Origin of the sequence: Dechloromonas denitrificans, from assembly GCF_001551835.1 — a bacterium.
In the GTDB taxonomy this organism is placed as follows: domain Bacteria; phylum Pseudomonadota; class Gammaproteobacteria; order Burkholderiales; family Rhodocyclaceae; genus Azonexus; species Azonexus denitrificans.
This window is the reverse complement of sequence record NZ_LODL01000035.1, coordinates 232,652-256,711: the sequence shown is the minus strand read 5'-3', so window position 1 is coordinate 256,711 and position 24,060 is coordinate 232,652. Positions and strand designations below refer to the sequence as shown.

At 62.1% G+C, this 24,060-nt stretch carries 20 protein-coding genes and 1 tRNA gene; 15 read left to right on the top strand and 6 right to left on the bottom strand.

The annotated features are described in order from the left end of the window. Nucleotides 1–41 precede the first annotated feature (41 nt). The 7 genes from AT959_RS15960 to AT959_RS15930 all read left to right on the top strand — a co-directional run bounded on the left by AT959_RS15960 (nucleotide 42) and on the right by AT959_RS15930 (nucleotide 8,050). Complete coding sequence (locus tag AT959_RS15960) at nucleotides 42–359, top strand: DUF485 domain-containing protein (protein ID WP_066885108.1); 318 nt, start codon at nucleotides 42–44, stop codon at nucleotides 357–359. After that, nucleotides 356–2,041, top strand: coding sequence for a cation acetate symporter (locus AT959_RS15955; RefSeq protein ID WP_066885105.1), 1,686 nt, complete (start codon nucleotides 356–358; stop codon nucleotides 2,039–2,041). The genes AT959_RS15960 and AT959_RS15955 overlap by 4 nt, the downstream gene beginning before the upstream one ends. 328 nt (nucleotides 2,042–2,369) lie before the next feature. Continuing rightward, complete coding sequence (locus tag AT959_RS15950; protein ID WP_066885102.1) at nucleotides 2,370–3,041, top strand: response regulator transcription factor; 672 nt, start codon at nucleotides 2,370–2,372, stop codon at nucleotides 3,039–3,041. Further along, complete coding sequence (locus AT959_RS15945) at nucleotides 3,042–4,526, top strand: sensor histidine kinase N-terminal domain-containing protein (RefSeq protein WP_066885099.1); 1,485 nt, start codon at nucleotides 3,042–3,044, stop codon at nucleotides 4,524–4,526. An 85-nt stretch (nucleotides 4,527–4,611) separates the two neighbouring features. Next, nucleotides 4,612–4,687 (top strand) — tRNA-Phe (locus AT959_RS15940). A gap of 71 nt (nucleotides 4,688–4,758) precedes the next feature. Further along, nucleotides 4,759–5,547, top strand: coding sequence for a class I SAM-dependent methyltransferase (locus tag AT959_RS15935; protein WP_066885096.1), 789 nt, complete (start codon nucleotides 4,759–4,761; stop codon nucleotides 5,545–5,547). 154 nt (nucleotides 5,548–5,701) lie between these two features. Beyond that, nucleotides 5,702–8,050, top strand: coding sequence for a fatty acid cis/trans isomerase (locus AT959_RS15930; protein ID WP_066885094.1), 2,349 nt, complete (start codon nucleotides 5,702–5,704; stop codon nucleotides 8,048–8,050). Here the strand turns inward: AT959_RS15930 and AT959_RS15925 are convergent. Then, nucleotides 8,047–9,006: a TerC family protein gene (locus AT959_RS15925; protein ID WP_088178993.1), complete on the bottom strand. Its 960-nt coding sequence runs from the start codon at nucleotides 9,004–9,006 to the stop codon at nucleotides 8,047–8,049. The two genes, AT959_RS15930 and AT959_RS15925, sit on opposite strands and share 4 nt — an antisense overlap. Before the next feature lie 310 nt (nucleotides 9,007–9,316). Here AT959_RS15925 and AT959_RS15915 point away from each other — a divergent pair, with 310 nt between their 5' ends. Beyond that, nucleotides 9,317–9,772, top strand: a complete 456-nt coding sequence (locus tag AT959_RS15915; protein ID WP_066885088.1) for a SixA phosphatase family protein — start codon at nucleotides 9,317–9,319, stop codon at nucleotides 9,770–9,772. Between the two features lie 57 nt (nucleotides 9,773–9,829). Further along, nucleotides 9,830–10,948: a polyphosphate kinase 2 gene (gene ppk2 / locus AT959_RS15910; protein WP_066885085.1), complete on the top strand. Its 1,119-nt coding sequence runs from the start codon at nucleotides 9,830–9,832 to the stop codon at nucleotides 10,946–10,948. On the opposite strand, the gene AT959_RS15905 is transcribed toward ppk2, so the two are convergent. The 4 genes from AT959_RS15905 to aceE form a co-directional block, all read right to left on the bottom strand. Continuing rightward, a complete protein-coding gene (locus AT959_RS15905; RefSeq protein WP_066885082.1) occupies nucleotides 10,949–11,440 on the bottom strand; it encodes a thioesterase family protein in 492 nt (163 codons plus the stop codon). 75 nt (nucleotides 11,441–11,515) lie between these two features. Then, nucleotides 11,516–13,300, bottom strand: coding sequence for a dihydrolipoyl dehydrogenase (lpdA, locus tag AT959_RS15900; protein WP_066885080.1), 1,785 nt, complete (start codon nucleotides 13,298–13,300; stop codon nucleotides 11,516–11,518). 10 nt (nucleotides 13,301–13,310) lie between these two features. Continuing rightward, nucleotides 13,311–14,615, bottom strand: a complete 1,305-nt coding sequence (gene aceF / locus AT959_RS15895; protein WP_240481863.1) for a dihydrolipoyllysine-residue acetyltransferase — start codon at nucleotides 14,613–14,615, stop codon at nucleotides 13,311–13,313. A gap of 15 nt (nucleotides 14,616–14,630) precedes the next feature. Continuing rightward, on the bottom strand, nucleotides 14,631–17,306 hold the full coding sequence (gene aceE / locus AT959_RS15890) for a pyruvate dehydrogenase (acetyl-transferring), homodimeric type (protein WP_066885078.1): 2,676 nt from the start codon (nucleotides 17,304–17,306) through the stop codon (nucleotides 14,631–14,633). 281 nt (nucleotides 17,307–17,587) lie between these two features. Here aceE and AT959_RS15885 point away from each other — a divergent pair, with 281 nt between their 5' ends. The 6 genes from AT959_RS15885 (at nucleotide 17,588) to AT959_RS15860 (ending at nucleotide 23,641) form a co-directional block, all read left to right on the top strand. Further along, nucleotides 17,588–19,462, top strand: a complete 1,875-nt coding sequence (locus AT959_RS15885; RefSeq protein WP_066885075.1) for a thiamine pyrophosphate-dependent enzyme — start codon at nucleotides 17,588–17,590, stop codon at nucleotides 19,460–19,462. After that, on the top strand, nucleotides 19,459–20,070 hold the full coding sequence (locus tag AT959_RS15880) for an indolepyruvate oxidoreductase subunit beta (RefSeq protein ID WP_066885072.1): 612 nt from the start codon (nucleotides 19,459–19,461) through the stop codon (nucleotides 20,068–20,070). Before AT959_RS15885 ends, AT959_RS15880 begins: the two co-directional genes overlap by 4 nt. Nucleotides 20,071–20,143: 73 nt before the next feature. Further along, a complete protein-coding gene (folD, locus tag AT959_RS15875; protein WP_066886411.1) occupies nucleotides 20,144–20,998 on the top strand; it encodes a bifunctional methylenetetrahydrofolate dehydrogenase/methenyltetrahydrofolate cyclohydrolase FolD in 855 nt (284 codons plus the stop codon). Continuing rightward, on the top strand, nucleotides 20,995–21,492 hold the full coding sequence (purE, locus tag AT959_RS15870; protein ID WP_066885069.1) for a 5-(carboxyamino)imidazole ribonucleotide mutase: 498 nt from the start codon (nucleotides 20,995–20,997) through the stop codon (nucleotides 21,490–21,492). The genes folD and purE overlap by 4 nt, the downstream gene beginning before the upstream one ends. Nucleotides 21,493–21,506: 14 nt before the next feature. Continuing rightward, complete coding sequence (locus AT959_RS15865) at nucleotides 21,507–22,649, top strand: 5-(carboxyamino)imidazole ribonucleotide synthase (RefSeq protein WP_066886408.1); 1,143 nt, start codon at nucleotides 21,507–21,509, stop codon at nucleotides 22,647–22,649. Further along, nucleotides 22,646–23,641 (top strand): L-threonylcarbamoyladenylate synthase, encoded by a 996-nt coding sequence (locus AT959_RS15860; RefSeq protein ID WP_066885066.1) that lies wholly within the window; start codon nucleotides 22,646–22,648, stop codon nucleotides 23,639–23,641. The genes AT959_RS15865 and AT959_RS15860 overlap by 4 nt, the downstream gene beginning before the upstream one ends. Nucleotides 23,642–23,645: 4 nt before the next feature. Here AT959_RS15860 and AT959_RS15855 read toward each other — a convergent pair whose 3' ends face one another. Further along, on the bottom strand, nucleotides 23,646–23,981 hold the full coding sequence (locus AT959_RS15855; protein ID WP_066885063.1) for a 4a-hydroxytetrahydrobiopterin dehydratase: 336 nt from the start codon (nucleotides 23,979–23,981) through the stop codon (nucleotides 23,646–23,648). Nucleotides 23,982–24,060 lie beyond the last annotated feature (79 nt).

Sequence of the window (24,060 nt, the reverse complement as noted above, 5' to 3'; positions counted from 1 at the left end):
AGCAATGCCTCTAATAATCACTAAGTCTGAGGAGCAAATCGATGTCACAACACACAGACAGCTACGCGCAGATTCGGAACAATCCCAAGTTCCAGTCTCTGATTGCGAAGCGTAATTCATACGCCTTCATCATGACAGCGCTCATGATGATCGTGTACTACGGCTACATCCTGCTGATCGCTTTCAACAAGGAATGGCTGGCGACCAAGATGGGCGCCGGCATGGTCACTTCCATTGGTATCCCGATGGGCCTGGGGGTCATCGTCTTCACCATCATCATCACCGTTATCTACGTGCGTCGCGCCAATACGGAGTTTGACGCCGAAGCCGCCCAAGTGCTGAAGGAGGCCGGTAAGTGAAAACCAACACCAAGTACATCCTGAGCGGCCTCGTCGCTCTGCTGGCTGCCGGTGCAGCCATGGCGGCCGGTGCCGATCTCGGCAACACGACCAAGCAGGCAACCAACTGGACCGCGATCGCCATGTTCGGCGCCTTCGTCGGTTTCACGCTTTACATCACCAAGTGGGCAGCCGGCAAGACCAAGACGGCAGCTGACTTCTACACGGCCGGCGGCGGTATCACCGGCTTCCAGAATGGTCTGGCCATTGCCGGCGACTACATGTCCGCCGCATCCTTCCTCGGTATTTCGGGCCTGGTCTTCGCCAACGGCTTCGACGGCCTGATCTTCTCGATCGGCTGGCTGGTCGGCTGGCCGATCATCACCTTCCTGATGGCTGAGCGTCTGCGCAACCTCGGCAAGTTCACGTTTGCCGACGTGGCTGCCTACCGTTTCGCCCAGACCCCGGTTCGTTCCTTTGCCGCTACCGGCTCCCTGGTCGTCGTCGCCTTCTACATGATTGCGCAGATGGTCGGTGCTGGTCAGCTGATCAAGGTGCTCTTCGGTCTGGAATACACCTACGCCGTGATCATGGTTGGCATCATCATGATGATGTACGTGCTGTTCGGCGGCATGACCGCCACCACCTGGGTGCAGATCATCAAGGCCGTCATGCTGCTGACCGGTGCGACCTTCATGGCCGTCTCCGTGCTGCTGCAGTTCGGTTTTAGCCCGGAAGCGCTGTTCGCCAAGGCCGTTGAAGTTCACTCCAAGCACGACGCCATCATGTCGCCGGGCGCCCTGATCAAGGATCCGATTTCCGCGATCTCGGTCGGTATGGCCCTGATGTTCGGTACGGCTGGCCTGCCGCACATCCTGATGCGCTTCTTCACCGTGCCGTCCGCCAAGGAAGCCCGCAAGTCGGTTGCCTGGGCAACCACCTGGATCGGCTACTTCTACATCCTGACCTTCATCATCGGCTTCGGCGCCATTGTTAACCTGGTGCAGAATCCGGGCGACTTCTACGTCGGCGGCGAAATTGCCAAGGGCCTGAAGGGCGGCGGCAACATGGCTGCTGTGCATCTCTCCAAGGCAGTTGGCGGTGACCTGTTCCTCGGCTTCATCTCGGCCGTGGCTTTCGCAACCATCCTCGCTGTGGTGGCTGGTTTGACCCTGTCCGGCGCCTCCGCCGTGTCGCACGACTTGTACGCCACCGTGTTCAAGAAGGGCCAGGCAACTTCCGAAGACGAACTGCGCGTTTCCAAGATCACCACCATCTGCCTCGGCATCCTGGCTGTGGTTCTGGGCATCCTGTTCGAAAAGGAAAACGTCGCTTACATGGTCATGCTGGCTTTCGCCATCGCCTGTTCCGCCAACTTCCCGGTTCTCTTCATGTCCGTTCTGTGGAAGAACTGCACGACCCGCGGTGCAACTGTTGGTGGTTTCGTCGGCCTGATCGCCGCCGTTGCCCTGACCGTGATGTCCGCCAACGTCTGGGAAGCTGTGCTGGGTAACCCGAAGGGCTCCGCACCGTTCCCGTACTCGTCGCCGGCTATCTTCTCGATGTCGCTTGCCTTCTTCACGATCTGGCTCGTTTCCATCCTGGACAACTCCGAGCAGGCGAAGAAGGAACGTGCCCTGTTCCCGGATCAGCTGATTCGTTCGGAAACCGGTCTGGGTGCTTCGACCGCCTCTTCGCACTAAGCCGACAGAACACCGTCAAGCAAAAGCCCGGGTTTCGACCCGGGCTTTTTTTCGTCCTGATTTTTGCGTCGAAAAAGCAGTCGACCGCAGAGCTCGTCTGCAAATGCGGACGTGCTGGTGCACTGCAAAAATTGCAGGGCAGTTTATTTGTTAGACTTGTCGGGCTTTAGGGGAAAAAAACGGTAGGGGGTTGCCCAGTGCAGGATCGGGCGACCCCCTGAGTCGCGGTGTAACCGCAGACTCCAAAGACCATAAAAGGAGAACAGCCCGCGCAGAATAATGCGACAGGCTTACAAAAATCTTACGCCAGCATAGGCCAAACGTATAAATGCGCATTCTTATTGCTGAAGACGACGCGATCATTGCCGACGGGCTCGCCCGTTCGTTGCGCCAGGGGGGCTATGCCGTCGATTGGGCGCCGAATGGCCTGGAGGCCGAAACGGCGCTGATGACGGTTTCCTACGATCTGCTGATTCTCGACCTTGGTTTGCCCAAGCTCTCCGGTCTCGAGGTGCTCAAGCGTTTGCGGGCCCGCCACTCGCAGTTGCCGGTGCTGATCCTGACGGCGCTTGATGGCACGGGCGACCGCGTCAAGGGGCTCGATCTGGGGGCTGACGACTATATGGTCAAGCCCTTCGAACTGGCCGAACTGGAGGCCCGGGTGCGGGCCTTGACCCGCCGCTCGGCCGGCACGACGCCGACCATCCAGTGTGGTTTGCTGAGCTATGACCAGGTTGGGCGCGTCGCCCAGATCCAGGGTCACTCGCTTGAACTTTCGGCGCGGGAAATCGGCTTGCTGGAGGTGCTGTTGACGCGGATGGGCCGCCTGGTCAGCAAGGACCAGCTGGTCGATCATTTGTGCGGCTGGGGCGAGGAAGTCAGCCACAACGCCATCGAGGTCTACGTCCATCGTCTGCGCAAGAAGCTCGAACCCGGTGGCGTCAAGATCGCTACCGTGCGCGGCCTGGGCTATTGCCTCGAACGTCCGCAGGGCGAGTAATTGGCAACGACGCCTGGTTCCGATACCGAGCGCTCGCTATTTGGCGAGATTCTCGACTGGATGCTGGCCCCCCTGCTTTTTGTCTGGCCGCTGAGCATCGCCTTTACCCATTACTTCGCCAACAACGTCGCCAATTTTCCCTACGATCAGGCCCTGCGCGAGCATGTCGCGGCCATCGCCCGCCAGGTCAAGCTGGTCGGTGGCAAGCCGGTGCTGACCTTGCCGGCCTCGGCCCGGGCCTTGCTGCGGGCCGATGAGACCGATAGCGTGTACTTTCACGTCGTCACCCAGGATGGCAAGTTGCTCGCCGGCGACAAGGAACTGCCGATGCCCAGCGAACTGCCCGGCGACGCCTCGCTGTCCGGGGAAATCTATCTGCGGGACGCCGAATACAACGGCCAGGATCTGCGCTTTGCCTATACTTGGCTGGCCGACCCGACCTTGCCGCGTGAGCGCTGGATTGTCGTCGAAGTCGCCGAAACGACCGAGAAGCGGACCCAACTGGCCAACAAGATCGTCGCCAGCGTCATCCTGCCGCAGTTCGTGATCATTCCGCTGGCCGTCATGCTGGTCTGGTTTGGTCTTTCGCGGGGGCTGCGGCCCCTGACCCGGCTGCGCCAAACCATCGAGGCGCGCGAACCGGCCGACTTGTCGCCGATTGCCACTCGTCGCGTGCCGGAAGAACTGGAGCCGCTGGTCGAAGCCTTCAACGCCATGCTGGAACGCATGAAGAAAAACGTCGAGGCACAACAGCGTTTCGTCGCCGATGCTGCGCACCAGATGCGCACGCCGCTGACTGGCCTGAAAACCCAGGCCCAGTTCGCCATCCGCGAAACTGATCCGGAGGCGTTGCGCCATGCCCTGCGCCAGATCGCGGTCGGGGTCGATCGGGCCGGGCGCCTGGTCAATCAGCTACTCACCCTGGCCCGCACCGAAGGGGGGGAGCCGGCCCAGCAACGGCATGAGCCGCTCGATCTCGCCGCCCTGATTCGCGAGGTGGTCGAGGACTGGGTTATGGTCGCCATCGACAAGGGCATCGATCTCGGCTACGAAGCGGAAGGCGACGCGATGATCATGGGCAATGCCTTCCTGCTGCGCGAAATGGCCAAGAACCTGATCGACAACGCGCTGCGCTATACGCCTGGGGGCGGCCATGTCACCTGTCGTATCCTGAACAATCAGGTTAGCGTGGTTCTGGAAGTCGAGGATGACGGTATCGGGATTAGCGAAGAGCAGGCGGAACTGGTTTTCGAGCGCTTTTACCGGGTCGATGATGCGATGACCGAGGGCAGCGGGCTGGGCCTGGCCATCGTTCAGGAAATCGCCATGCAGCACGGTTCGCGTGCCAGTTTGCGGCCCAATCCGCAGGGCCGGGGCGCCGTGGCACGGGTGGTCTTTGCGGCCTGGCAGGCGCCACCGCCGCCGCCGCCGGAGCCCGACGATTTTTCGGAGCTCTATCGTCAGTCGCCGCCGATTGGCACCTGATTGGGGTAGGGCGAGCTTTTTTTGCATCGAATGCTGAATTGTCTTGCCAGCACTGATTCTCATCGCTATAATGCGCGCTCGTTTTGGCCAATTAGCTCAGTTGGTAGAGCAGCGGATTGAAAATCCGCGTGTCCGTGGTTCGATTCCGCGATTGGCCACCAGAATTATCCTTGTTCGCAAGGAAGAAAAAGCCAACCAGTAATGGTTGGCTTTTTTGCTTTTGGGGTACCCGATGAGCAACGACTCCCTGCCAGCCATTATCCGCGTTGAAGCGCTGGAGCCTGCCTTTGAGGCTGCGGCGGCTGGCTGGGCAGCGCGTTTGCATTTGCCGCTGACGGGCGAGGCTGATTTTGCCGTGCAATTGGGCAACGAAGGCCTGCAGTTTGTCGAACTGGGGCCGAATGCGCCGGGGCCGGTGCGGGTCGACTTTGTCGAGGGAGCGGTGGCGCACCGTCGCCTGTTTGGTGGCGGCAGCGGCCAGATGATCGCCAAGGCGGTCGGTATCCAGCCCGGCGTGCGGCCGCTCGTCCTCGATGCCACCGCCGGTCTCGCCCGCGACGCCTTCGTGCTGGCCGAGCTTGGTTGTTCGGTCATGCTGATTGAACGCCAGCCGGTGATTGCCGCCCTGCTGGAGGATGGTCTGGGGCGGGCCATGGCCGACCCCGAGGTCGCCCCGATTGTCGATCGGATGCGTTTGCGCTTCGGCAATGCCATTGAGCTGATGCAAGCCTGGCCGGACGAAGCGCCGCAAGTCATCTATCTCGACCCGATGTTTCCCCATCGCGACAAGAGCGCGCTGGTGAAAAAGGAAATGCGCCTGTTTCGCCCCCTGGCCGGTGCCGATGATGATGCGCCGGCCCTGCTGGCGGCCGCCTTGGCGCTGGCGACGCACCGGGTGGTGGTCAAGCGGCCGCGCAAGGCGCCGACCATTGCCGGGGTGCAGCCAGGCTATGCGCTCGAAGGCAAATCGAGTCGCTTCGACATTTACCCGAAAAAAACACTGAAGGCCAAGGCCGACTAGATCGTTGCGCCGCGCAGACGGTGCTATCTGTGCGCTGTGGCATGGCATGGCATGGCATGGCGTGCCGGCCTCGGGTATTCTCCCCGCCATTCTCTATTTCCGGCATCGGGCGGGATGCCTGTCGCCAGCTGCCAGTGGCTCCGAAGGTCAAGCGATGCGCAAACTAGCTCCCCTCCTTTTTCTGTTGTTGAGCGCCTGCGCGACAGTGATTTCGCTGCACCTTGACGATCGTTTCGGGATCGCCGACCCGGCCCGCTTTGACCGCTTGCCGGTAACGGCCAACGGCCCGGCGCCCGACTACTGGCGGGATGTCCGGCCGCTCCTCGATCAACGTTGCGTCAGTTGCCACGCCTGTTACGATGCGCCGTGCCAGTTGAACCTGGCCAGTTATGCCGGCCTGACGCGCGGTGCCAATCCCGAAATCGTCTATTCCAGCACGCGCCTGCTGGCCGCTCAGCCGACCCGCCTTGGGCAGGATGCGCAGACAACGGCGGCCTGGCGCCAGATGGGCTTTTTCCCGGTGCTCAATGAGCGGCAGTCGACGCCGGAAGCGAATCGTACGGCCGGGGTCATGCACCGTCTGCTCAGCTTGAAGCAGGAAAATCCCGGGCCGGCTGCCGGCGCCTTGGCGGAGCGGGATTTTGATTTTTCGCTCGATCGCACGCAGGTCTGTGTACGGGCCGAGGGCATGGACGCGTATGCCCGGCAACATCCGCAGCGCGGCATGCCCTTTGGCTTGCCGGCCTTGCCGGCAGCCGAGCATGCGACGCTGAGCCAGTGGCTGGAGGCCGGGGCGCCCTATACGCCACCCGAGCCGTTGCCGGGGGCAGTCCTGGCTCGGGCCGGCGAGTGGGAGCAATTCCTCAATGGCGACAGCCTGAAGGCGCAACTGGCGGCCCGTTACATCTACGAGCACTGGTATATCGGTCATCTTTACTTCGACGAGTTGCCCGGCGTCTTCTTTGAACTGGTGCGTAGCCGAACGCCGCCGGGCCTGCCGGTTGAGCGGGTGGTGACGCGCCGCCCTTATGACGATCCGGACGTCGAGCGGGTCTATTACCGTCTGCAAAGGCTCGAGGCGACGGCGGTTGCCAAGACGCACATGCCGCTCAAACTCGATGCGGCGCGCCTGAATCGATTGCGGGGCTGGTTCCTGGCAGCGAACTACCGGGTCGAGCAGTTGCCCGGCTACGCACCGGAAATCGCCTCGAACCCCTTCGTGACTTTCCGCACCCTGCCGGTTGAGGCGCGCTACCGCTTCATGCTGGACGAGGCGCAATTCACGCTGATGGGCTTCATGAAAGGGCCGGTCTGCCGGGGGCAGGTCGCCCTGAACGTGATCAACGATCATTTCTGGGTGGTATTCGTCAATCCGGACAGCAAGGAAAACCGTCTGATGGACGCCATGCTCGATGCCGCGATGCCGGCCTTGCGTTTGCCGGCCGAGCACGAAAGTACCGCCAGCCTGCTCGCCTGGCGCGACTATGCAGCGTTGGAAAACCGCTATCTGGAGGCAAAGAGCACGGTGATGGAGCGGTCGGCGAGCAAGGACTTCCTGCCCCACGTAAATAATCTGTGGAATGGCGACGGCCGGAATCCGAATGCTGCGCTGACCGTTTTTCGCCATTTCGACAGTGCTTCCGTCGTGCGCGGCCTAGCCGGAGAAAAGCCGCAGACGACGCTGTTGCTCGGCTATCCGCTGTTGGAACGGATGCATTACCTGCTGGTCGCCGGCTTCGACGTTTACGGCAACCTCGGCCATCAGGTCGCTACACGTCTGTACATGGATTTCCTGCGCATGGAAGGCGAACTGAATTTCCTCACCCTGCTGCCGCTGCAGGCCCGTCAGCCGGTGCTCGATCACTGGTATCGCGGCCGAAACGGAGCTCATAGTCGCTATTTTTCCGATGCTGCCGCCTATTTTTCGCAGGAAAGCGGCATGCGTTTCCGCAGCGCCAAGCCCCTCGACGAGTTGTACCACGCGCTGCTCCAACGCATGGCGCCGGTGCGCGAAGCCAGTCTGGACTGGGCGGCGAATGGCTGGAGCCGGCCGGAGGTCGGCCACTTGCGCCGCCTGGGGGCGGTCGCCGGCCTCGCCGCTTCGGTGATGCCGGAGAATAGCTTGCTGGTCGTGCGTCGGGCTGACCGCAGCCTGCATCTCGTTTCATTGGTCCGCAACAGCGCCCACAGCAATGTTGCCGAAATCATCCGCGAGTCGAAACGTCGCCTGCCCGAGGAAGACACGTTGCTGGCGCTCGATGGCGTCGTTGGCGCCTATCCGAATGCGATCTATGCGGTCGACGCCTCCGAATTGGCAAATTTCGCCGATCTGGTGGCCGGCTTGAAGCGTGAGGCCGACCTGGTTCACCTGACCGAGCGTTACGGCGTACGCCGGACAGATCCCCGTTTCTGGCCACTGAGCGATGCGATTCATGCCGAATGGCGGCGGATCGCCCCGCGCGAGGCGGCCATCCTCGACTACAGCCGCCTCGAAAATCGCTAGCCCTTGCGTTTCATTCGGGCTTCCTTGCGCAGCGAGGCCCAGACCGAGGTACCGATGATGACGGCAACGACGGCCAGCGAAAAGCCAACCGGAATCTTGTAGAGATCGATCAGCAGCATTTTGACGCCGATGAACATGAGGACGACGGCCAGACCGTACTTGAGCAGCGAGAAACGGTCGGCGACCCCGGCGAGCAGGAAGTACATGGCACGCAGGCCGAGGATGGCGAAGATGTTGGAGGTCAGCACGATGAACGGGTCGGTAGTGATCGCAAAAATGGCCGGGATCGAATCGACGGCGAAAATCAGGTCGGAGATCTCGACCAGGACCAGGGCGAGCAAGAGCGGGGTGGCGTGACGGGCGCCGTTTTGCCAGGTAAAGAAGCGTTGACCGTCGAAGTCGCTGCTGATCTTCAGATGGCGGCGCAGCCACTGGATCAGTCGGTTGTTGTCGAGGTCGGGCTTTTCGTCGGCGAACCAGTACATCTTGACGCCGGTGATCAGCAGGAAGCCGCCGAAAATGTACAGAATCCAGTGGAACTGGCTGATCAGCCAGGCGCCGGCAAAGATCATCACCGTGCGCATGACGATGGCGCCGAGCACGCCGTAGAGCAGCACGCGCTTCTGCAATTCGGCAGGTACTGCGAAGTAGCCGAACAGCATCAGCCAGATGAAGACGTTGTCGACCGCCAGGGCTTTTTCGATCAAGTAGCCGGTGATGAATTCGAGGGCCCGGGTATTGGCGACTTCGCGTCCCAAACTGCCGTCGAGATGCCACCACAACGCGCCAGCGAAGGCGAAGGTCAGGCTGATCCAGACCATCGACCAGATGGCCGCTTCCTTGTAAGTGACTCGATGCTCCTTGCCGCCACCGACGACGAAGAGGTCGATGGCCAGCATGACCAGCACAATGGCGGCAAAGCCCGTCCATAAGCCCAGACTGCCGATGGTTTCCATGATGTTTCCTTTCGCGCATTCCACAAAGCAAATGGCCCGTGCCGGAGTGGGCAGGGCCATGGAATGCCAAAGGAGCCTTGCCGTCGCGGCAAAGGTCTTGCTCGCAGCGCTGTTCTGCTGCCCGGTTGCCGGAAGCGGGGGCTTCGTGATGACGACAGGCCGGATGGGAGCTACTCCCCCTTGGGATGCCTTGACTCTAGTGAAGGCCGGGGCCAACTGTCAACCTTTCCCTGATGGCCCCGGCCTATACTTTGCAATGCGGACGTAACAATGGAGGCCCATGATGCCGGTTTTGAACAGAGAGACGAGCATGGATTTGTTGCTGTGGCGCCACGCCGAAGCGGAGGATGGCGAGGACGACATGAAGCGCCGGCTGACCGAGCGCGGCGAGAAGCAGGCGCGCACCATGGGCGCCTGGATTCGCGCGCATCAACCGAAGGATCTGCGCATCATCGTCAGCCCGGCCGTGCGCACGCAACAAACGGCCGAAGCCCTGAAACTGCCCTTCGAGACCCATCGCAAGATCGGTCCCGAGGCTTGCGTTTCCGAACTGATCGCTGCTTCCGGCTGGCCGCAGGCCCCCGGTTCGGTCTTGATCATCGGCCACCAGCCCTCGCTCGGTCGTTTGGCTTCCTTGCTGCTCGCTGGTCAGGAGGCGGACTGGAGCATCAAGAAGGGCGCCTTGTGGTGGTTGAGCAGCCGGGTCCGTCGGGGCGATAGCCAGACCGTGCTGCGGGCGATGATTCCGGTCGAATTGCTGGACTAGACAAGGGCACGGCTTAGGCGTGAAATAAGCTCTTTGGCATCGATCGATGGAGAGAGCATGGTTAGCAGAAAAAAGACAACAGCAAGCCAGCCGGCGGTTCCTGCCGCTGCCCCGAAGAAAGTCAGCGCGCGGCCGCCGCGGCCAGTGGCCAGTGGTGATGTCGCCCCGGTCCTGAAGCCCCCGGCCATCGAGGCCTTCAGCGTCAGTGCTGCGGTCGACGGTGCCCAGGAGGCAAAAATGGGCGCCATGCGTGACGTTATTGCCGGCCTGTCGAGCGAAGAGTCGGTCGCCTTGCTCAAGGGTCTGCTCAAGCAGCAAGGCGTCGTCACCGGTGACTTGCCGGTCAGTCCCGACGAGGAACTGGCCCGGGACTGGCGCGACGGCGGTTACCCCTACAAAAACCTGATGCAGCGCCGCAACTACGAGCGGCAGAAATACCGGCTGCAGGTCGAGTTGCTCAAGCTGCAGGCCTGGGTCAAGGAAACCGGGCAGAAGGTGGTGATCCTCTTCGAGGGGCGCGATGCGGCGGGCAAGGGCGGTACCATCAAGCGCTTCATGGAGCATCTCAATCCGCGCGGTGCCCGTGTCGTCGCGCTGGAAAAGCCGAGCGAGATCGAGCGCGGCCAGTGGTATTTCCAGCGTTACGTACAGCATCTGCCGACCAATGGCGAGATCGTGCTGTTCGACCGCTCCTGGTACAACCGTTCCGGCGTCGAGCGGGTGATGGGGTTCTGCAGCGACCAGGAGTACGGCGAATTCGTCCGTCAGGCCCCGGAGTTCGAGCGCATGCTGGCGCGCAACGGGACACATCTGATCAAATTCTGGTTTTCGGTCAGCCGCGAGGAGCAGCGCCGGCGCTTCCGCGAGCGCAAGGTGCATCCGCTGAAGCAGTGGAAGCTGTCGCCGATCGACATGGCTTCCCTCGACAAGTGGGACGACTACACCAAGGCCAAGGAGGCGATGTTCTTCCACACCGACACTGCCGACGCGCCGTGGACGGTGATCAAGTCAAACTGCAAGAAGCGGGCGCGCCTCAATGCGATGCGCTACGTGTTGCACAAGTTGCCGTACAACAACAAGGACACCGAGCGGATCGGCAATCTCGACCCGCTGATCGTCGGTCGCGCCAATGTCGTCTACGAGCGCGGCGAGCAGCAGGGGCTGCCGATCCTGTGATCAGCTAATGACGTAGGAGGCGCCGCCGGTGGCGATGAGCAGGCCGGTTTCATTTTCCAGTGTCATCTGCACCGAGGCGATGCGGCCGCCGAGACGGGTGATCCGTCCGGTGGCCGTGAATTTTTTGCCGATGCCCTGATGCAGGTAGTCGGTGCGCAGGTCGATGGTGCCGATGCGGCCGAAGCGGTGGCCGACCTGTTCGGTCGTCTCGCTGTTGAATTTTTCGGCGACGGCGACCGTCACCGCCAGGCCGCCGACGGTGTCGAGCACGGTGGCGATCACGCCGCCATGCAGGCGGCCATGCTGGTAATGGCCGATCAGTTCCTGGCGCATGGCGAAGCTGATCTGCGGCGCGGCCGGATCGAGCGATTCGACCTTGAAACCGAGCAGTTCGTTGAAGCAGAGCTTGTGCTCGAAAACGTCGCGCAGGGCGGCTTCGAGACGGGTTTGCTCCTCGGCGGAGCGGCGGGGTAGTTGGGTAGTGGCAGTCATCGCGTTCAACAGACATAAAAAAGGGCGACGGGGTTGCCGTCGCCCAAACCAAACGCTAGTTTAGCCTAGCGGGACTTACTTCTTGCGCGGGGCCGGCACATCGGTGCAGGTGCCGTGCGCCACTTCGGCTGCCATGCCCACCGTTTCACCGAGCGTCGGGTGCGGGTGGATGGTCTTGCCGATATCGACCGCGTCGCAGCCCATCTCGATGGCCAGGCAGACTTCGCCGATCATGTCGCCGGCGTTCGGGCCGACAATCGCCCCGCCGATGACGCGATGCGTTTCGGCATCGAAGATCAGCTTGGTGAAGCCGTACTCTGCACCGTTGGCAATGGCGCGACCGGAAGCCGCCCACGGGAACTTGGCGGACTCGACCTTGCGGCCTTCCTTCTTGGCTTGATCTTCGGTGTAGCCGACCCACGCCACTTCGGGGTGGGTGTAGGCGACGCCCGGGATCACGGTGGCATCGAAAGCGGCCTTGTGACCGGCGGCGACTTCGGCCGCGACGTGCGCTTCATGCACCGCCTTGTGGGCCAGCATCGGATTGCCGACGACGTCGCCGATGGCGAAGATGTGCGGTACGTTGGTCCGCATCTGGGCATCGACGTTGATGAAACCACGGTCGGTGACGGCGACGCCGGCCTTGTCGGCACCGATCTTCTTGCCGTTCGGCGCGCGGCCGGCGGCTTGCAGGATCATGTCGTACTTGACCGGTTCCGGTGACACCCCTTCGCCTTCGAAGGTGACGTAAAGACCGTCTTCCTTGGCGTCTACCGCAACGGTCTTCGTCTTCAGCATGATCTTGTCGAAACGGCTGGCGTTCTGCTTTTCCCAGACCTTGACGGCGTCGCGGTCGGGACCCTGCATCAGGCCATCCATCATTTCGACGACATCGACGCGAGCGCCGAGGGTCGAATAGACGGTCGCCATTTCGAGGCCGATGATGCCGCCACCGATGACCAGCATCTTTTTCGGCACGAAGCGCAGTTCAAGCGCGCCGGTCGAATCGACGATGCGCGGGTCCTTCGGGATGAAAGGCAGATGCACGGCGGCCGAACCGGCGGCGATGATGCATTTCTGGAACTTGATGACCTTCTTCGAACCGGTCTTGTCCTGGCCCGCGCCGTCGGTCACTTCGACCTCGATGTGATGCGGATCGAGGAAGGTGCCGAAACCGCGCACGATGTCGACCTTGCGGCCCTTGGCCATGCCGGCCAGACCGCCGGTCAGCTTGCCGACGACCTTGTCCTTGTGGGCGCGCAGCTTGTCGATATCGACTTGCGGCGCGGCGAAGGTGACGCCGAGATCGGCCATGTGGTTGGCCTCGTCCATCACCGCGGCGACGTGCAGCAGTGCCTTGGACGGAATGCAGCCGACGTTGAGGCAGACGCCGCCGAGGGTGGCGTAACGCTCGACGATGACCGTCTTCATGCCGAGGTCGGCAGAGCGGAAGGCTGCCGAATAGCCGCCGGGGCCGGCGCCGAGGACGAGCATCTCGCACTCGATGTCGGCACCGCCGGCATGGCTGCCGGCCACCGGAGCGGCGACGGGCGCTGCCGCCGGGGCGACTGCTGCGGTCGACTGTGCTGCAGGGGCAGAAACCGGCGCCACAGCGGCGGCACCTGTTTCCACCTTGATCAGCAGGGCGCCTTCAGCCACCTTGGCGCCGAGCTGGACCAGCACTTCCTTGACCACGCCTTCGACCGGGCTCGGCACATCCATTGTCGCCTTGTCGGACTCCAGCGTGACGATGGCGTCGTCCACCTTGATGCTGTCGCCGACCTTGACGAACAGCTCGATGACCGGGACTTCGGCGAAGTCGCCAATGTCGGGGACCTTGACTTCAATAATCTGGCTCATCGCATTCCCCTTAAACGATCATCCGGCGCATGTCGGCCAGCAGTTCGGCGACATAGACGTTGAAGCGGGTGGCCAGCGCACCGTCGATGACGCGATGGTCGGCAGTCAGCGACAGCGGCAGGGTCAGGCGCGGCACGAATTGCTTGCCGTCCCAAACCGGCTTCATCGCCGACTTGTTGACGCCGAGGATGGCAACTTCCGGTGCATTGACGATCGGTGCGAAGTAGGTGCCGCCGATGCCGCCCAGGCTGGAGATCGTGAAGCAGGCGCCGGACATGTCGGCCGGCTTCAGCTTGCCGTCGCGGGCTTGCTTGGCCAGTTCGCCGGATTCCTTGGCGATCTCGAAGACGCCCTTCTTGTCGGCGTTCTTGATCACCGGTACGACCAGGCCGTTCGGCGTGTCGGCCGCGAAGCCGATGTTGAAGTATTTCTTCAGCACCAGGTTGTCGCCGTCGAGCGAGGAATTGAATTCCGGGAAGCGCTGCATCGCCTTGACGCAGGCCTTGATCAGGAAGGCGAGCATGGTCAGCTTGTTGCCGGACTTCTCGTTTTCCTTGTTCAACTGGACGCGGAAGGCTTCCAGATCGGTGATGTCGGCATCTTCGTGATAAGTCACGGCCGGGATCATCACCCAGTTACGCGACAGGTTCTGGCCGGAAATCTTCTTGATACGCGACAGCGGCTTGACCTCGATCTCGCCGAACTTGGCGAAATCGACCTTCGGCCAGGGCAGCAGGTCGAGCACGCCGCCACCGACAACACCGCCAGCTGCGGCGGCGACCGGGCCGGAAATGGCGCCGGACATGACGCCCTTGACGTACTTGGTCAGGTCTTCCTTGACGATGCGGTTCTTCGGGCCGCTGGCCGGCACCTTGGAGAGATCGACGCCGAGTTCGCGGGCATAGGCACGGACCGACGGCGAAGCATGGACCTTGGCGCCGAGCGGCAGGGCCGGAGCGAGGGCGGCCGGGGCGACTGCTGCGGTGGACTGTGCTGCCGGGGCAGAAACCGGGGCCGGTGCGGCAGCGGCCGGGGCTGCGGCCTGGGCGGCCGGAGCAGCAGCCGGTGCGGCGGCGCCGCTTTCGACCTTGATCAGGACGGCACCTTCGCTAACCTTGGAACCGAGTTGGACCAGCACTTCCTTGACGACGCCGGCGACGGTGGACGGGACGTCCATCGTGGCCTTGTCGGATTCGAGCGTGACGATGGCGTCGTCGACCTTGATGCTGTCGCCGACCTTGACGAACAGTTCGATGACCGGCACTTCGGCGAAGTCGCCGATATCGGGGACCTTGACTTCAATGATTTGGCTCATGTTGTCTCTCCCTGATTAAACCGACATCGGGTTGGGTTTGTTCGGGTCAAGGTTGTACTTGACCAGGGCAGCGGCGACCTTCTCGCGGGCGATCTCGCCGTTGTCGGCCAGCGCCTTCAGGGCAGCCAGCGTCACCCAGTGACGATCGACCTCGAAGAAGTGACGCAGCTTTTCGCGGGTGTCGGAACGGCCGAAACCATCGGTGCCGAGCGTGACGTACGGTGCCTTGACGAACGGACGGATCTGCTCGGAGAACAGCTTGATGTAGTCGGTGGCGGCGATGACCGGACCCTTGGCGCCGGCCAGCTTTTCTTCGACGTGCGACAGCTTCGGTGCTTCGAGCGGGTGCAGCATGTTCCAGCGCTGAACATCCAGGCCGTTGCGGGCCAGTTCGTTCATGCTCGGGCAGCCCCACAGGTCGGCCTCGACGCCCCAGTCGTTCTTGAGCAGTTCGGCGGCAGCGATGACTTCGCGGAAGATGGTGCCGGAACCGAGCAGCTGGACGCGCGGGCCGGCCGATTCGCCACCCTTCTTGAACGCGTACATCCCCTTGATGATGTCGGCTTCCGCGCCCACCGGCATTTCCGGGTGCTCGTAGTTCTCGTTCATCACGGTGATGTAGTAGAAGACGTCTTCCTGCTCGACGTGCATGCGGCGCATGCCGTCCTGGGCGATGACGGCGACTTCGTACTGGAAGGTCGGGTCGTAGGAAATGCAGTTCGGGATCAGATTGGAGAGGATCAGGCTATGGCCGTCCTCGTGCTGCAGGCCTTCGCCGTTCAGTGTCGTGCGACCGGCGGTGCCGCCGATCAGGAAGCCGCGGGCGCGCTGGTCGCCAGCCGCCCAGCACAGGTCGAGAACGCGCTGCATGCCGAACATCGAATAGCAGATGTAGAACGGAATGGTCTGCACGCCATGCACCGAGTAGGCGGTGGCGGCGGCGATCCAGTCGCTCATCGCGCCGGATTCGTTGATCCCTTCCTGCAGTACCTGGCCGGTCTTCGATTCCTTGTAGAACATCAACTGGTCATGGTCTTCCGGCACATAGTTCTGGCCTTCCTGATTCCAGATGCCGACCGAGCGGAACATGCCTTCCATGCCGAAGGTGCGCGATTCGTCCGGCACGATGGGCACGACATTCTTGCCGACGTTCTTGTCCTTCAACAGCATGTTCATGATGCGGACGATGGCCATCGTCGTGGACAGTTCGCGGCCTTCGCCGGATGCCTTCAACAGCGCTTCGAACTTGTCGAGGCTGGGCACGGCCAGCGGCTCGGCCTTGCGGCGGCGCTGCGGCAGGAAGCCGCCGAGGTCCATGCGGCGCTGGCGCATGTACTTGTATTCCTCGGAATCTTCCGGGAAGGTCAGGTAGGGCAGTTCAGCCAGCTTGTCGTCCGGCACCGGCAGGGAGAAGCGGTCGCGGAAGCGGCCGATCTGCTCGATGTCCATTTTCTTCTGCTGGTGGGAAATGTTCATCGCTTCGCCGGCATCGCCCATGCCGAAGCCCTTGATGGTCTTGGCCAGGATCAGCGTCGGCTGGCCCTTGTGGGTGGTGGCGGCGTTGTAGGCGGCGAAGATCTTGAACAGGTCGTGGCCGCCGCGGTTCAGTTGCCAAATTTCGTCGTCGGTCCAATCGGCGACCAGTTCCTTGAGTTCCGGCGTGTTGAAGAAATGCTCGCGGACGTAGGCGCCGTTCTTGGCCTTGAAGGTCTGGTACTCGCCATCGACGCAATCCATCATGCGTTTCTTCAGGATGCCCTTCTTGTCGCGGGCGAACAGCGCATCCCAGTGGGTGCCCCAGATCAGCTTGACGACGTTCCAGCCGGCGCCGCGGAATTCGGCTTCCAGTTCCTGGATGATCTTGCCGTTGCCGCGCACCGGGCCGTCCAGGCGCTGCAGGTTGCAGTTGATGACGAAAATCAGGTTGTCCAGCTTCTCGCGACCGGCCATGCCGATGGCGCCGAGCGATTCGACTTCGTCGGTCTCGCCGTCGCCGAGGAAGGCCCACACCTTGCGATCACCGGCCTTGGCCAGGCCGCGCGAGTCGAGGTACTTCATGAAGCGGGCCTGGTAGATGGCCTGGATCGGGCCGAGGCCCATCGACACGGTCGGGAATTGCCAGAAGTCGGGCATCAGCCACGGGTGCGGGTAGGAGGAGATGCCCTTGCCGCCGGTTTCCTGGCGGAAGTTGTCCATCTGTTCCTGGGTGAAGCGGCCGAGCATGAAGGCGCGGGCATAGACGCCCGGTACCGAGTGGCCCTGGAAGAAAATCAGGTCGCCGCCATTGTCGGCGCTCGGCGCACGCCAGAAATGCGAATAGCCGACGTCGTACAGCGCGGCGGCGGAAGCGAAGGAGGCGATGTGGCCGCCGACGTTGGTTTCCTTGTTGGCGCGAACGACCATGGCCATCGCGTTCCAGCGGATATAGGAGTGAATCTTGATTTCCATGTCGGCATTGCCCGGGTACTTGGGCTGCTTATCGACCGGAATGGTGTTGATGTATTCGGTATTGGCCGAGTAGGGGATGTCGACCCCCTGCAGGCGGGCCTGGCCGATCACCTTTTCAATCAGGTAGTGGGCGCGGGTCGGGCCTTCTTGTGAAATGACGCCGTCGAGGGCGTCAATCCATTCTTTGGTTTCCTGCGGATCTACGTCAGCAGGGTCAAGCAGGGCGTTCGGCTGATCGGCCATGGTTTGTCTCCTAGGTTGGATTTCATTTTGTTTTGCCTGTTGAGCAAAACAACTCTAGCTCTTTATGGGCTGCTTCGCGAGCCCGTGTTTACACCTACATGCTATTTCGCATTGTAAAAACAAACTTCGCATCGTGCAATATTGGGATTATCCCTGATGCAATATTTTTTTCCGCGCAAAGTGAAACAAAATTAAAAGACGAAATCAGTTGCGCTGTATCAAATTGCGCCTTGGGCGGCTCCCTATAATCGAAGGTTTTCGTGTTGATGACGGGAGCACCCATGGCAGCAGTGATGCCAGCGCCGGCGGCGAGCCGCCTACTTTTGTCCGGTAACGAAGCGGTCGCCCGCGCTGTCTGGGAGGCCGGCGTCAAGGTCGCCGCAGCCTATCCGGGGACGCCGTCGACCGAGATGCTGGAAGTCATTTCGACCTACCCGGATCTCTACGCCGAGTGGTCGGTCAATGAGAAGGTCTCGCTGGAAGTGGCGATCGGCGCCGCCTATGCCGGTTCCCGCGCTTTCTGCTGCATGAAGCATGTCGGCATGAACGTCGCCTCCGACGCACTGATGACGCTGACCCTGACCGGCGTCATCGGCGGCCTGGTGATCGCCATTGCCGACGACGTCGGCCTGTCCTCATCGCAGAACGAACAGGACTCGCGCTACTGGGGGCGCTTCGCCCATGTGCCGGTGCTCGAGCCGGCCGATTCGCAGGAGGCCTATGCGATGACGCTGGAGGCCTACGCGTTGTCGGAGCAATTTCAGGTGCCGGTCATCCTGCGTATGACGACGCGGATCAATCACGTCAAATCGCTGGTCCAGGTCGGCGAGCGCGTGGCCCATCGGGGCGCTGGCTTCAAGAAGGAGCCGGGGCGCTTCGTCATGGTGCCGGGCAATGCCGGCAAGCGCATTCCGCTGATGTTCAAGCGCGACATCGAATTGCGAGCGCTGGCCGAAACTTCGGCGCTGAACTTCATCGAGCCGGGGGCTGATCGCCGTCTCGGTTTCATTGCTTCCGGCCCGGCCTATATGCACGTCAAGGAGTGCTTCCCGGAGGCGCCGGTGCTCAAGCTCGGTTTCTCCTGGCCGGTGCCGTTCGAGAAATGTCGCGAACTGGCGGCGCTGGTCGATCAGGTGGTGGTGGTCGAGGAAGTCGAGCCGCTGGTCGAAACCGAACTGAAGGCGCAGGGCCTGAAGGTCATCGGCAAGGAAATCCTGCCGCTGCAGGGTGAGCTGGCGCCGAATGTACTGAAGCCAGCAATCGCCAAGCTGCTCGGCGAGCCGGTGCCGGTGTCGAGCCCGGTAGTGCCGCTGCCGGTTTTCCCGCGGCCGCCGACGATGTGCGTCGCCTGTCCGCACCTCGGCGTCTATTACACGCTGTCGCAAGTGCGCAACCTGACCATTTCCGGCGATATCGGTTGCTACACGCTGGGCGCCGGCCATCCGTGGAATGCACTCGATACCTGCGTCTCGATGGGCGCCTCGATGGGCATGGCGCTCGGCCTCGACAAGGGGCGTGGCGAAGCCGACAAGGACAAGCGGATCGTTGCCGTGATCGGCGACTCGACTTTCCTGCACATGGGCATGCAGGGCCTGCTCGACATGGTGTACAACAAAGGCAATGTCACGGTGCTGCTGCTCGATAACCGCGCTGTCGGCATGACCGGCGGCCAGGACAACCCGGGCAACGGGCGGGATATATATGGCGAGGAGGCGCCGCGCGTCGATTTCGCTAAGCTGGTGGCGGCGCTCGGCGTCAAGGAGGAGCGTATTCATACGGTCAACCCCTATGAATTGCCGGTTTTGTTCAAGACCATCCGCGACGAGGTCAAGGTGCCGGAAGTGTCGGTCATCATCACCGACCAGCCCTGCGTGTTGATCAAGGATTACCACAAGCTGAAACCCTTCGAGGTGATCGACGACAAGTGCACCGGCTGCGGCAACTGCATCGATGTCGGCTGCCCGGCCATCCATGTCACGCGGCGGGCCAAGGAAATCAAGCCGAGTGGTCGCGAAGTCGATCTCGCCTTCGTCCGCATTGAAAGCTCGGTGTGTACCGGCTGTACGCTGTGCGTCCAGCCCTGCGCGCCGGGGGCGATCGTTCATTACGCGCCGGTGTCGCCGATCCAACTCGTCAAGAAAGGCTGTCCGGCATGAGTGCAACGACCAATATCCTCGTTGTCGGTATCGGCGGCCAGGGTGTCATGACGGCGACTGAAATCCTCGCCGAAGCAGCCATCGCTCTCGGTCACGATGCCAAGAAGACGGAAGTGGCCGGCATGGCGCAACGTGGCGGGGTGGTTTCCTCGCACCTGCGTTTCGGCCAGAAGGTGCTGTCGCCGCAGATTACGCCGGGCACGGCCGATGTGCTGCTCGGTTTCGAATCGGCCGAAGCGATGCGCTGGCAGCACATGTTGCGGCCGGGTGGTATCACGTTGATGAATACGGCCCGGCTGGTGCCGCCGGTAGTCGAACTCGGTCTGTTCGATTATCCGGCCGACCCGCTCGGCGAAATCAGGAAGAGTGGCAACAAGGTCGTCGCTTTCGATGCCACCTCAATCGCGCAGGAACTCGGTGAGATTCGGCTCGGCAATACCGTGATGCTCGGCGCCATCGCCGATCATCTGCCGTTTTCGGCCGAAACGCTGCTCGCCTGTGTTCTCCAGCGTTTCCAGCGCAAGGGCGAAAAACTGGTCGAGCTGAACCGGCGGGCTTTTGCCGCCGGACGGGCCGCGGTTGGCGAAGCTGAGGCTGCCTTGGCGTAATCTGATAAAATGCGCGCCAATTCAAAGGGAAAGGCCTTCGCCTTTCCCCTTTTCTTTTTTGTTGGATGCGACGATGACGGCACAAATTATCGACGGTAAGGCCCTGGCCGAGGAACTTCGCCAGAGCTTCAAGGCCCGCGTGGAAGCGCTGGCTGCCAAGGGTCACCGGCCCGGCCTGGTGGTTATTCTGGTCGGTGAAGACCCGGCTTCCGAGGTCTATGTACGCAACAAGGTCAATGGTTGCCTGGCCATCGGCATGCACTCCGAGAAGATCACTTACGATGCTGCGGTCGACCAGACCACGGTGCTGAAAAAGATCGCCGAACTGAATGCCGACCCGAATATCCACGGCATCCTCGTTCAGTTGCCGCTGCCCAAGCATTTCGATGAAGAAGCCGTGCTCGAAGCGATTGCCGCCGAGAAGGATGTCGATGGTTTCCACGCCGAAAACGTCGGCGCGCTGGCCCAGGGCAATCCGCGCTTCATCCCCTGCACGCCGTATGGCGTAATGAAGATGTTCGAGAAGGGCAACGTCGACCTGACCGGTCAGGAAGCCGTGGTCATCGGCCGCTCCAACATCGTCGGTAAACCCATGGCGCTGCTGCTGATCAATGCCGGCGCCACGGTCACCGTCTGTAATTCGCGCACCAAAGACCTGCTGGCCCATACCCGTCGCGCCGACATTTTGGTCGCTGCTGTCGGCAAGCCGCGTTTCGTCACCGCCGACATGGTCAAGCCGGGTGCCGTCGTCATCGACGTCGGCATCAACCGTCTGCCCGACGGTAAACTCTGTGGTGACGTCGATTTTGATGGCTGCAAGGAAGTTGCTGGCCAGATCACGCCGGTGCCGGGTGGCGTCGGTCCGATGACCATCACCATGCTGCTTGCCAACACCATCGAAGCTGCCGAACGAAAGGCCGGACTATGAGCAATCACCAGCCGCTGATCGGCGTTGTCATGGGTTCCGATTCCGATTGGCCGACCATGCAGGCAGCCGCCGTGATTCTCAAGGAATTCGGCGTGCCCTTTGAAAGCCGTGTCGTCTCGGCGCACCGCACGCCGGATCTGCTCTTCGATTACGCCGCGATGGCGGGCGAGCGCGGTCTCAAGGCGATCATCGCCGGCGCCGGTGGCGCCGCCCACCTGCCGGGCATGCTGGCCGCCAAGACCATCGTCCCGGTACTCGGTGTGCCGGTCCAGTCGAAGGCGCTCTCTGGTGTCGATTCGCTGCATTCCATCGTCCAGATGCCGAAGGGTATTCCGGTCGCCACCTTCGCCATCGGCGAAGCCGGCGCCGCCAACGCGGCCTTGTTCGCCGTCGCCATGCTGGCCAATGACAACCCGGAACTGAATGCCAAACTGCAGGCCTTCCGTCAGGCTCAGACCGAAAAGGTGCTGGCCATGAAATTGCCGGAAGTATAAGGATGTCGTCGACGATGATCCTGCCGCCCGCCACGCTGGGCATGCTCGGGGGCGGCCAGCTCGGCCGCTTCTTTGTGACGGCTGCCCACGAAATGGGCTACCAGGTCTGGGTGCTCGACCCGGACAAGAATTCCCCGGCCGCTCAGATCGCCGAACGCCATTTCTGTGTCTCTTATGATGACTACGCGGCGCTCGATGAATTCGCCAACGGCTGCGCGGCGATCACCACCGAATTCGAGAACGTTCCGGCCGCTACGCTGGATTACCTCGCCAAGTTCGTGCCGGTGCGTCCGTCGGCAGCGGCGGTTGCCATCTGCCAGAACCGCATCGCCGAAAAATCCTTCCTGCGCGACAACGGTCTGCCGCACGGTCCGTTTGCCGCGATCAATTGCGAAGACGATATCCGCAATGCCGACCTGGCGTTGTTCCCGGCTATCCTGAAAGTCGCCCGCTTCGGCTACGACGGCAAGGGGCAGGTCACGGTCAACAGCCGCGAAGAAGCGCTTTTGGCTTTCGGCCACTTCAAGGGCGAGCATTGCGTCCTCGAACAGCGCCTGACGCTCGATTACGAAGTTTCCGTCGTCCTCGCCCGTGACGAGCACGGCCAGGTGCAGTGTTTCCCAACCGGTGAAAACCAGCACACCCAGGGCATTCTCGATGTCTCCATCGTGCCGGCGCGGACCACCGGCTGCGTCCGTGGCGACGCCGAAGAGGTCGCCGCGCGCATTGCCGAAAAGCTTGGCTATATCGGAACCATGGGCGTCGAGTTCTTCATCAGCCGTGGCCAGTTGATCGTCAATGAAATGGCGCCTCGGCCCCACAACAGCGGCCACTACACCATCGATGCCTGCGTCACCAATCAGTTCGAGCAACAGGTTCGCGCGCTATGCGGTTTGCCGCTCGGCGAAGCACGTGCTCACTCGGCCTCGGTGATGGTCAATCTGCTCGGCGACCTGTGGTATGACGGTGAAACCTACCGCGAGCCGGACTGGACCAAGCTGTATGCGATCCCCAATCTGAAGCTACACCTCTATGGCAAGCATCACGCTCGTCCGGGGCGCAAGATGGGCCACTTCACGGTGATCGGCGACAACGCCGAGGCGGTGCAGAAAACCGCGCTGGCCGCCCGTGCCGCCATTGGCATCAAGGACGAATGACGCCTTCGGACACCGATTACGCCCGCGCCATCGAGTTGTTGCGCGCCGGCGAACTGGTCGCCATTCCGACCGAGACGGTTTACGGTCTGGGGGCGGATGCCGCCAACCCGGCCGCCGTCGCCAAGATTTTTGCCGCCAAGGGACGGCCGGCCGATCATCCGCTGATCGTCCATCTCGCCGGGCATGATGCGGTCGACCACTGGGCCGAGCAGGTTCCTGCTGTTGCCTGGGAATTGATGGAAACCTTCTGGCCCGGCCCGCTGACCCTGATCCTGAAAAAGCAGGCCTGGGTGCCCGATGCGGTAACCGGTGGCCAGGATACCGTCGGCTTGCGGGTGCCGGGTCATCCGGTTGCCCTCGAGTTGTTGCGCCGCTTTGCTGCGGTGGCGGGGGAGCATGCCGGTATCGCCGCGCCCTCGGCCAACCGCTTCGGGCGGATCAGTCCAACCACTGCGGCGCATGTTCAGGAAGAATTGGGCGATCAAGTGCCGCTGATTCTTGATGGCGGTGCCTGCAAGGTGGGCATCGAGTCGACGATCGTCGATTGTTCGCGAGGGCAGCCGGTCGTGCTGCGCCCCGGGCATATCGCCCCGACCCATCTGGAGGCGGTGCTCGGTCTGGTCCCCTTGATTGAAACGGCGACTGGCGCGCCGCGGGTCTCCGGGTCGCTTGAAGCTCATTACGCCCCGCAAACGCCAATGCGCCTGGTCGGCAGCGAACGCCTGCTCGATTTTCTCAATGCCCAGCGCCACAAAGGCGGGCGTTGCGGCGTCATTTGCCACAGCCAGCCACCGCAAGCCGGTTTCCCACATTGCTGGCGCATGCTTCCGGCCGATCCGGTTGGCTATGCGCATGAACTGTACGCAGCGCTGCGCGAAATGGATCATGCCGGCGTCGATCTGATTGCCGTTGAGGCTTTGCCGACCGAACAAGTGTGGGCTGCGGTCGCCGACCGCTTGCGGCGAGCAGCGGCGGGTGCCGGTCAGGGCTGAGTGCCTATATCTCCAATAGGCGCTCGAGTTTGGCGGCGCAGATAAAATCGTTTTCCGACAAGCCGCCGATGGCATGGGTCGAGTAGCTCACCCGGCAATCCTTGTAACCAACCCGTAGTTCGGGATGGTGGTTTTCCCGGTGAGATACCCAGGCAATCGCATTTACAAAGGCCATCGTTTCATAGTGGTTCTTGAAATTGAAGGTCTTTTCAATTTGCTGCTCACTGAGCTTCCATCCGGGGAGCGAGAGCAGCAGCGATTCGGCGGTGGCCGGGTCAAGGGCAGCGGTGCCGCCTTCGCAGGGTTGGCAACGGCGCTCGGCGATGTCGCAAAGACTCATTGGTTTTCCTCTTGCGCTAATTGGCTGTCTATATAAGAACCCCTTGCCCTGGGTTGGTTCAAAACCAGGAAGCCCCGCT

Coding starts and splice junctions, on each gene's coding strand:
- ppk2 (WP_066885085.1), top strand. CDS start 9,830: ATGGTTAGCAGAAAAAAGACAACAGCAAGCCAGCCGGCGGTTCCTGCC.
- folD (WP_066886411.1), top strand. CDS start 20,144: ATGACGGCACAAATTATCGACGGTAAGGCCCTGGCCGAGGAACTTCGC.
- AT959_RS15915 (WP_066885088.1), top strand. CDS start 9,317: ATGGATTTGTTGCTGTGGCGCCACGCCGAAGCGGAGGATGGCGAGGAC.
- AT959_RS15930 (WP_066885094.1), top strand. CDS start 5,702: ATGCGCAAACTAGCTCCCCTCCTTTTTCTGTTGTTGAGCGCCTGCGCG.
- AT959_RS15860 (WP_066885066.1), top strand. CDS start 22,646: ATGACGCCTTCGGACACCGATTACGCCCGCGCCATCGAGTTGTTGCGC.
- AT959_RS15880 (WP_066885072.1), top strand. CDS start 19,459: ATGAGTGCAACGACCAATATCCTCGTTGTCGGTATCGGCGGCCAGGGT.
- AT959_RS15950 (WP_066885102.1), top strand. CDS start 2,370: ATGCGCATTCTTATTGCTGAAGACGACGCGATCATTGCCGACGGGCTC.
- lpdA (WP_066885080.1), bottom strand. CDS start 13,300: ATGAGCCAGATTATTGAAGTCAAGGTCCCCGACATTGGCGACTTCGCC.
- aceE (WP_066885078.1), bottom strand. CDS start 17,306: ATGGCCGATCAGCCGAACGCCCTGCTTGACCCTGCTGACGTAGATCCG.
- purE (WP_066885069.1), top strand. CDS start 20,995: ATGAGCAATCACCAGCCGCTGATCGGCGTTGTCATGGGTTCCGATTCC.
- AT959_RS15935 (WP_066885096.1), top strand. CDS start 4,759: ATGAGCAACGACTCCCTGCCAGCCATTATCCGCGTTGAAGCGCTGGAG.
- AT959_RS15905 (WP_066885082.1), bottom strand. CDS start 11,440: ATGACTGCCACTACCCAACTACCCCGCCGCTCCGCCGAGGAGCAAACC.
- AT959_RS15865 (WP_066886408.1), top strand. CDS start 21,507: ATGATCCTGCCGCCCGCCACGCTGGGCATGCTCGGGGGCGGCCAGCTC.
- AT959_RS15855 (WP_066885063.1), bottom strand. CDS start 23,981: ATGAGTCTTTGCGACATCGCCGAGCGCCGTTGCCAACCCTGCGAAGGC.
- AT959_RS15885 (WP_066885075.1), top strand. CDS start 17,588: ATGGCAGCAGTGATGCCAGCGCCGGCGGCGAGCCGCCTACTTTTGTCC.
- aceF (WP_240481863.1), bottom strand. CDS start 14,615: ATGAGCCAAATCATTGAAGTCAAGGTCCCCGATATCGGCGACTTCGCC.
- AT959_RS15960 (WP_066885108.1), top strand. CDS start 42: ATGTCACAACACACAGACAGCTACGCGCAGATTCGGAACAATCCCAAG.
- AT959_RS15925 (WP_088178993.1), bottom strand. CDS start 9,006: ATGGAAACCATCGGCAGTCTGGGCTTATGGACGGGCTTTGCCGCCATT.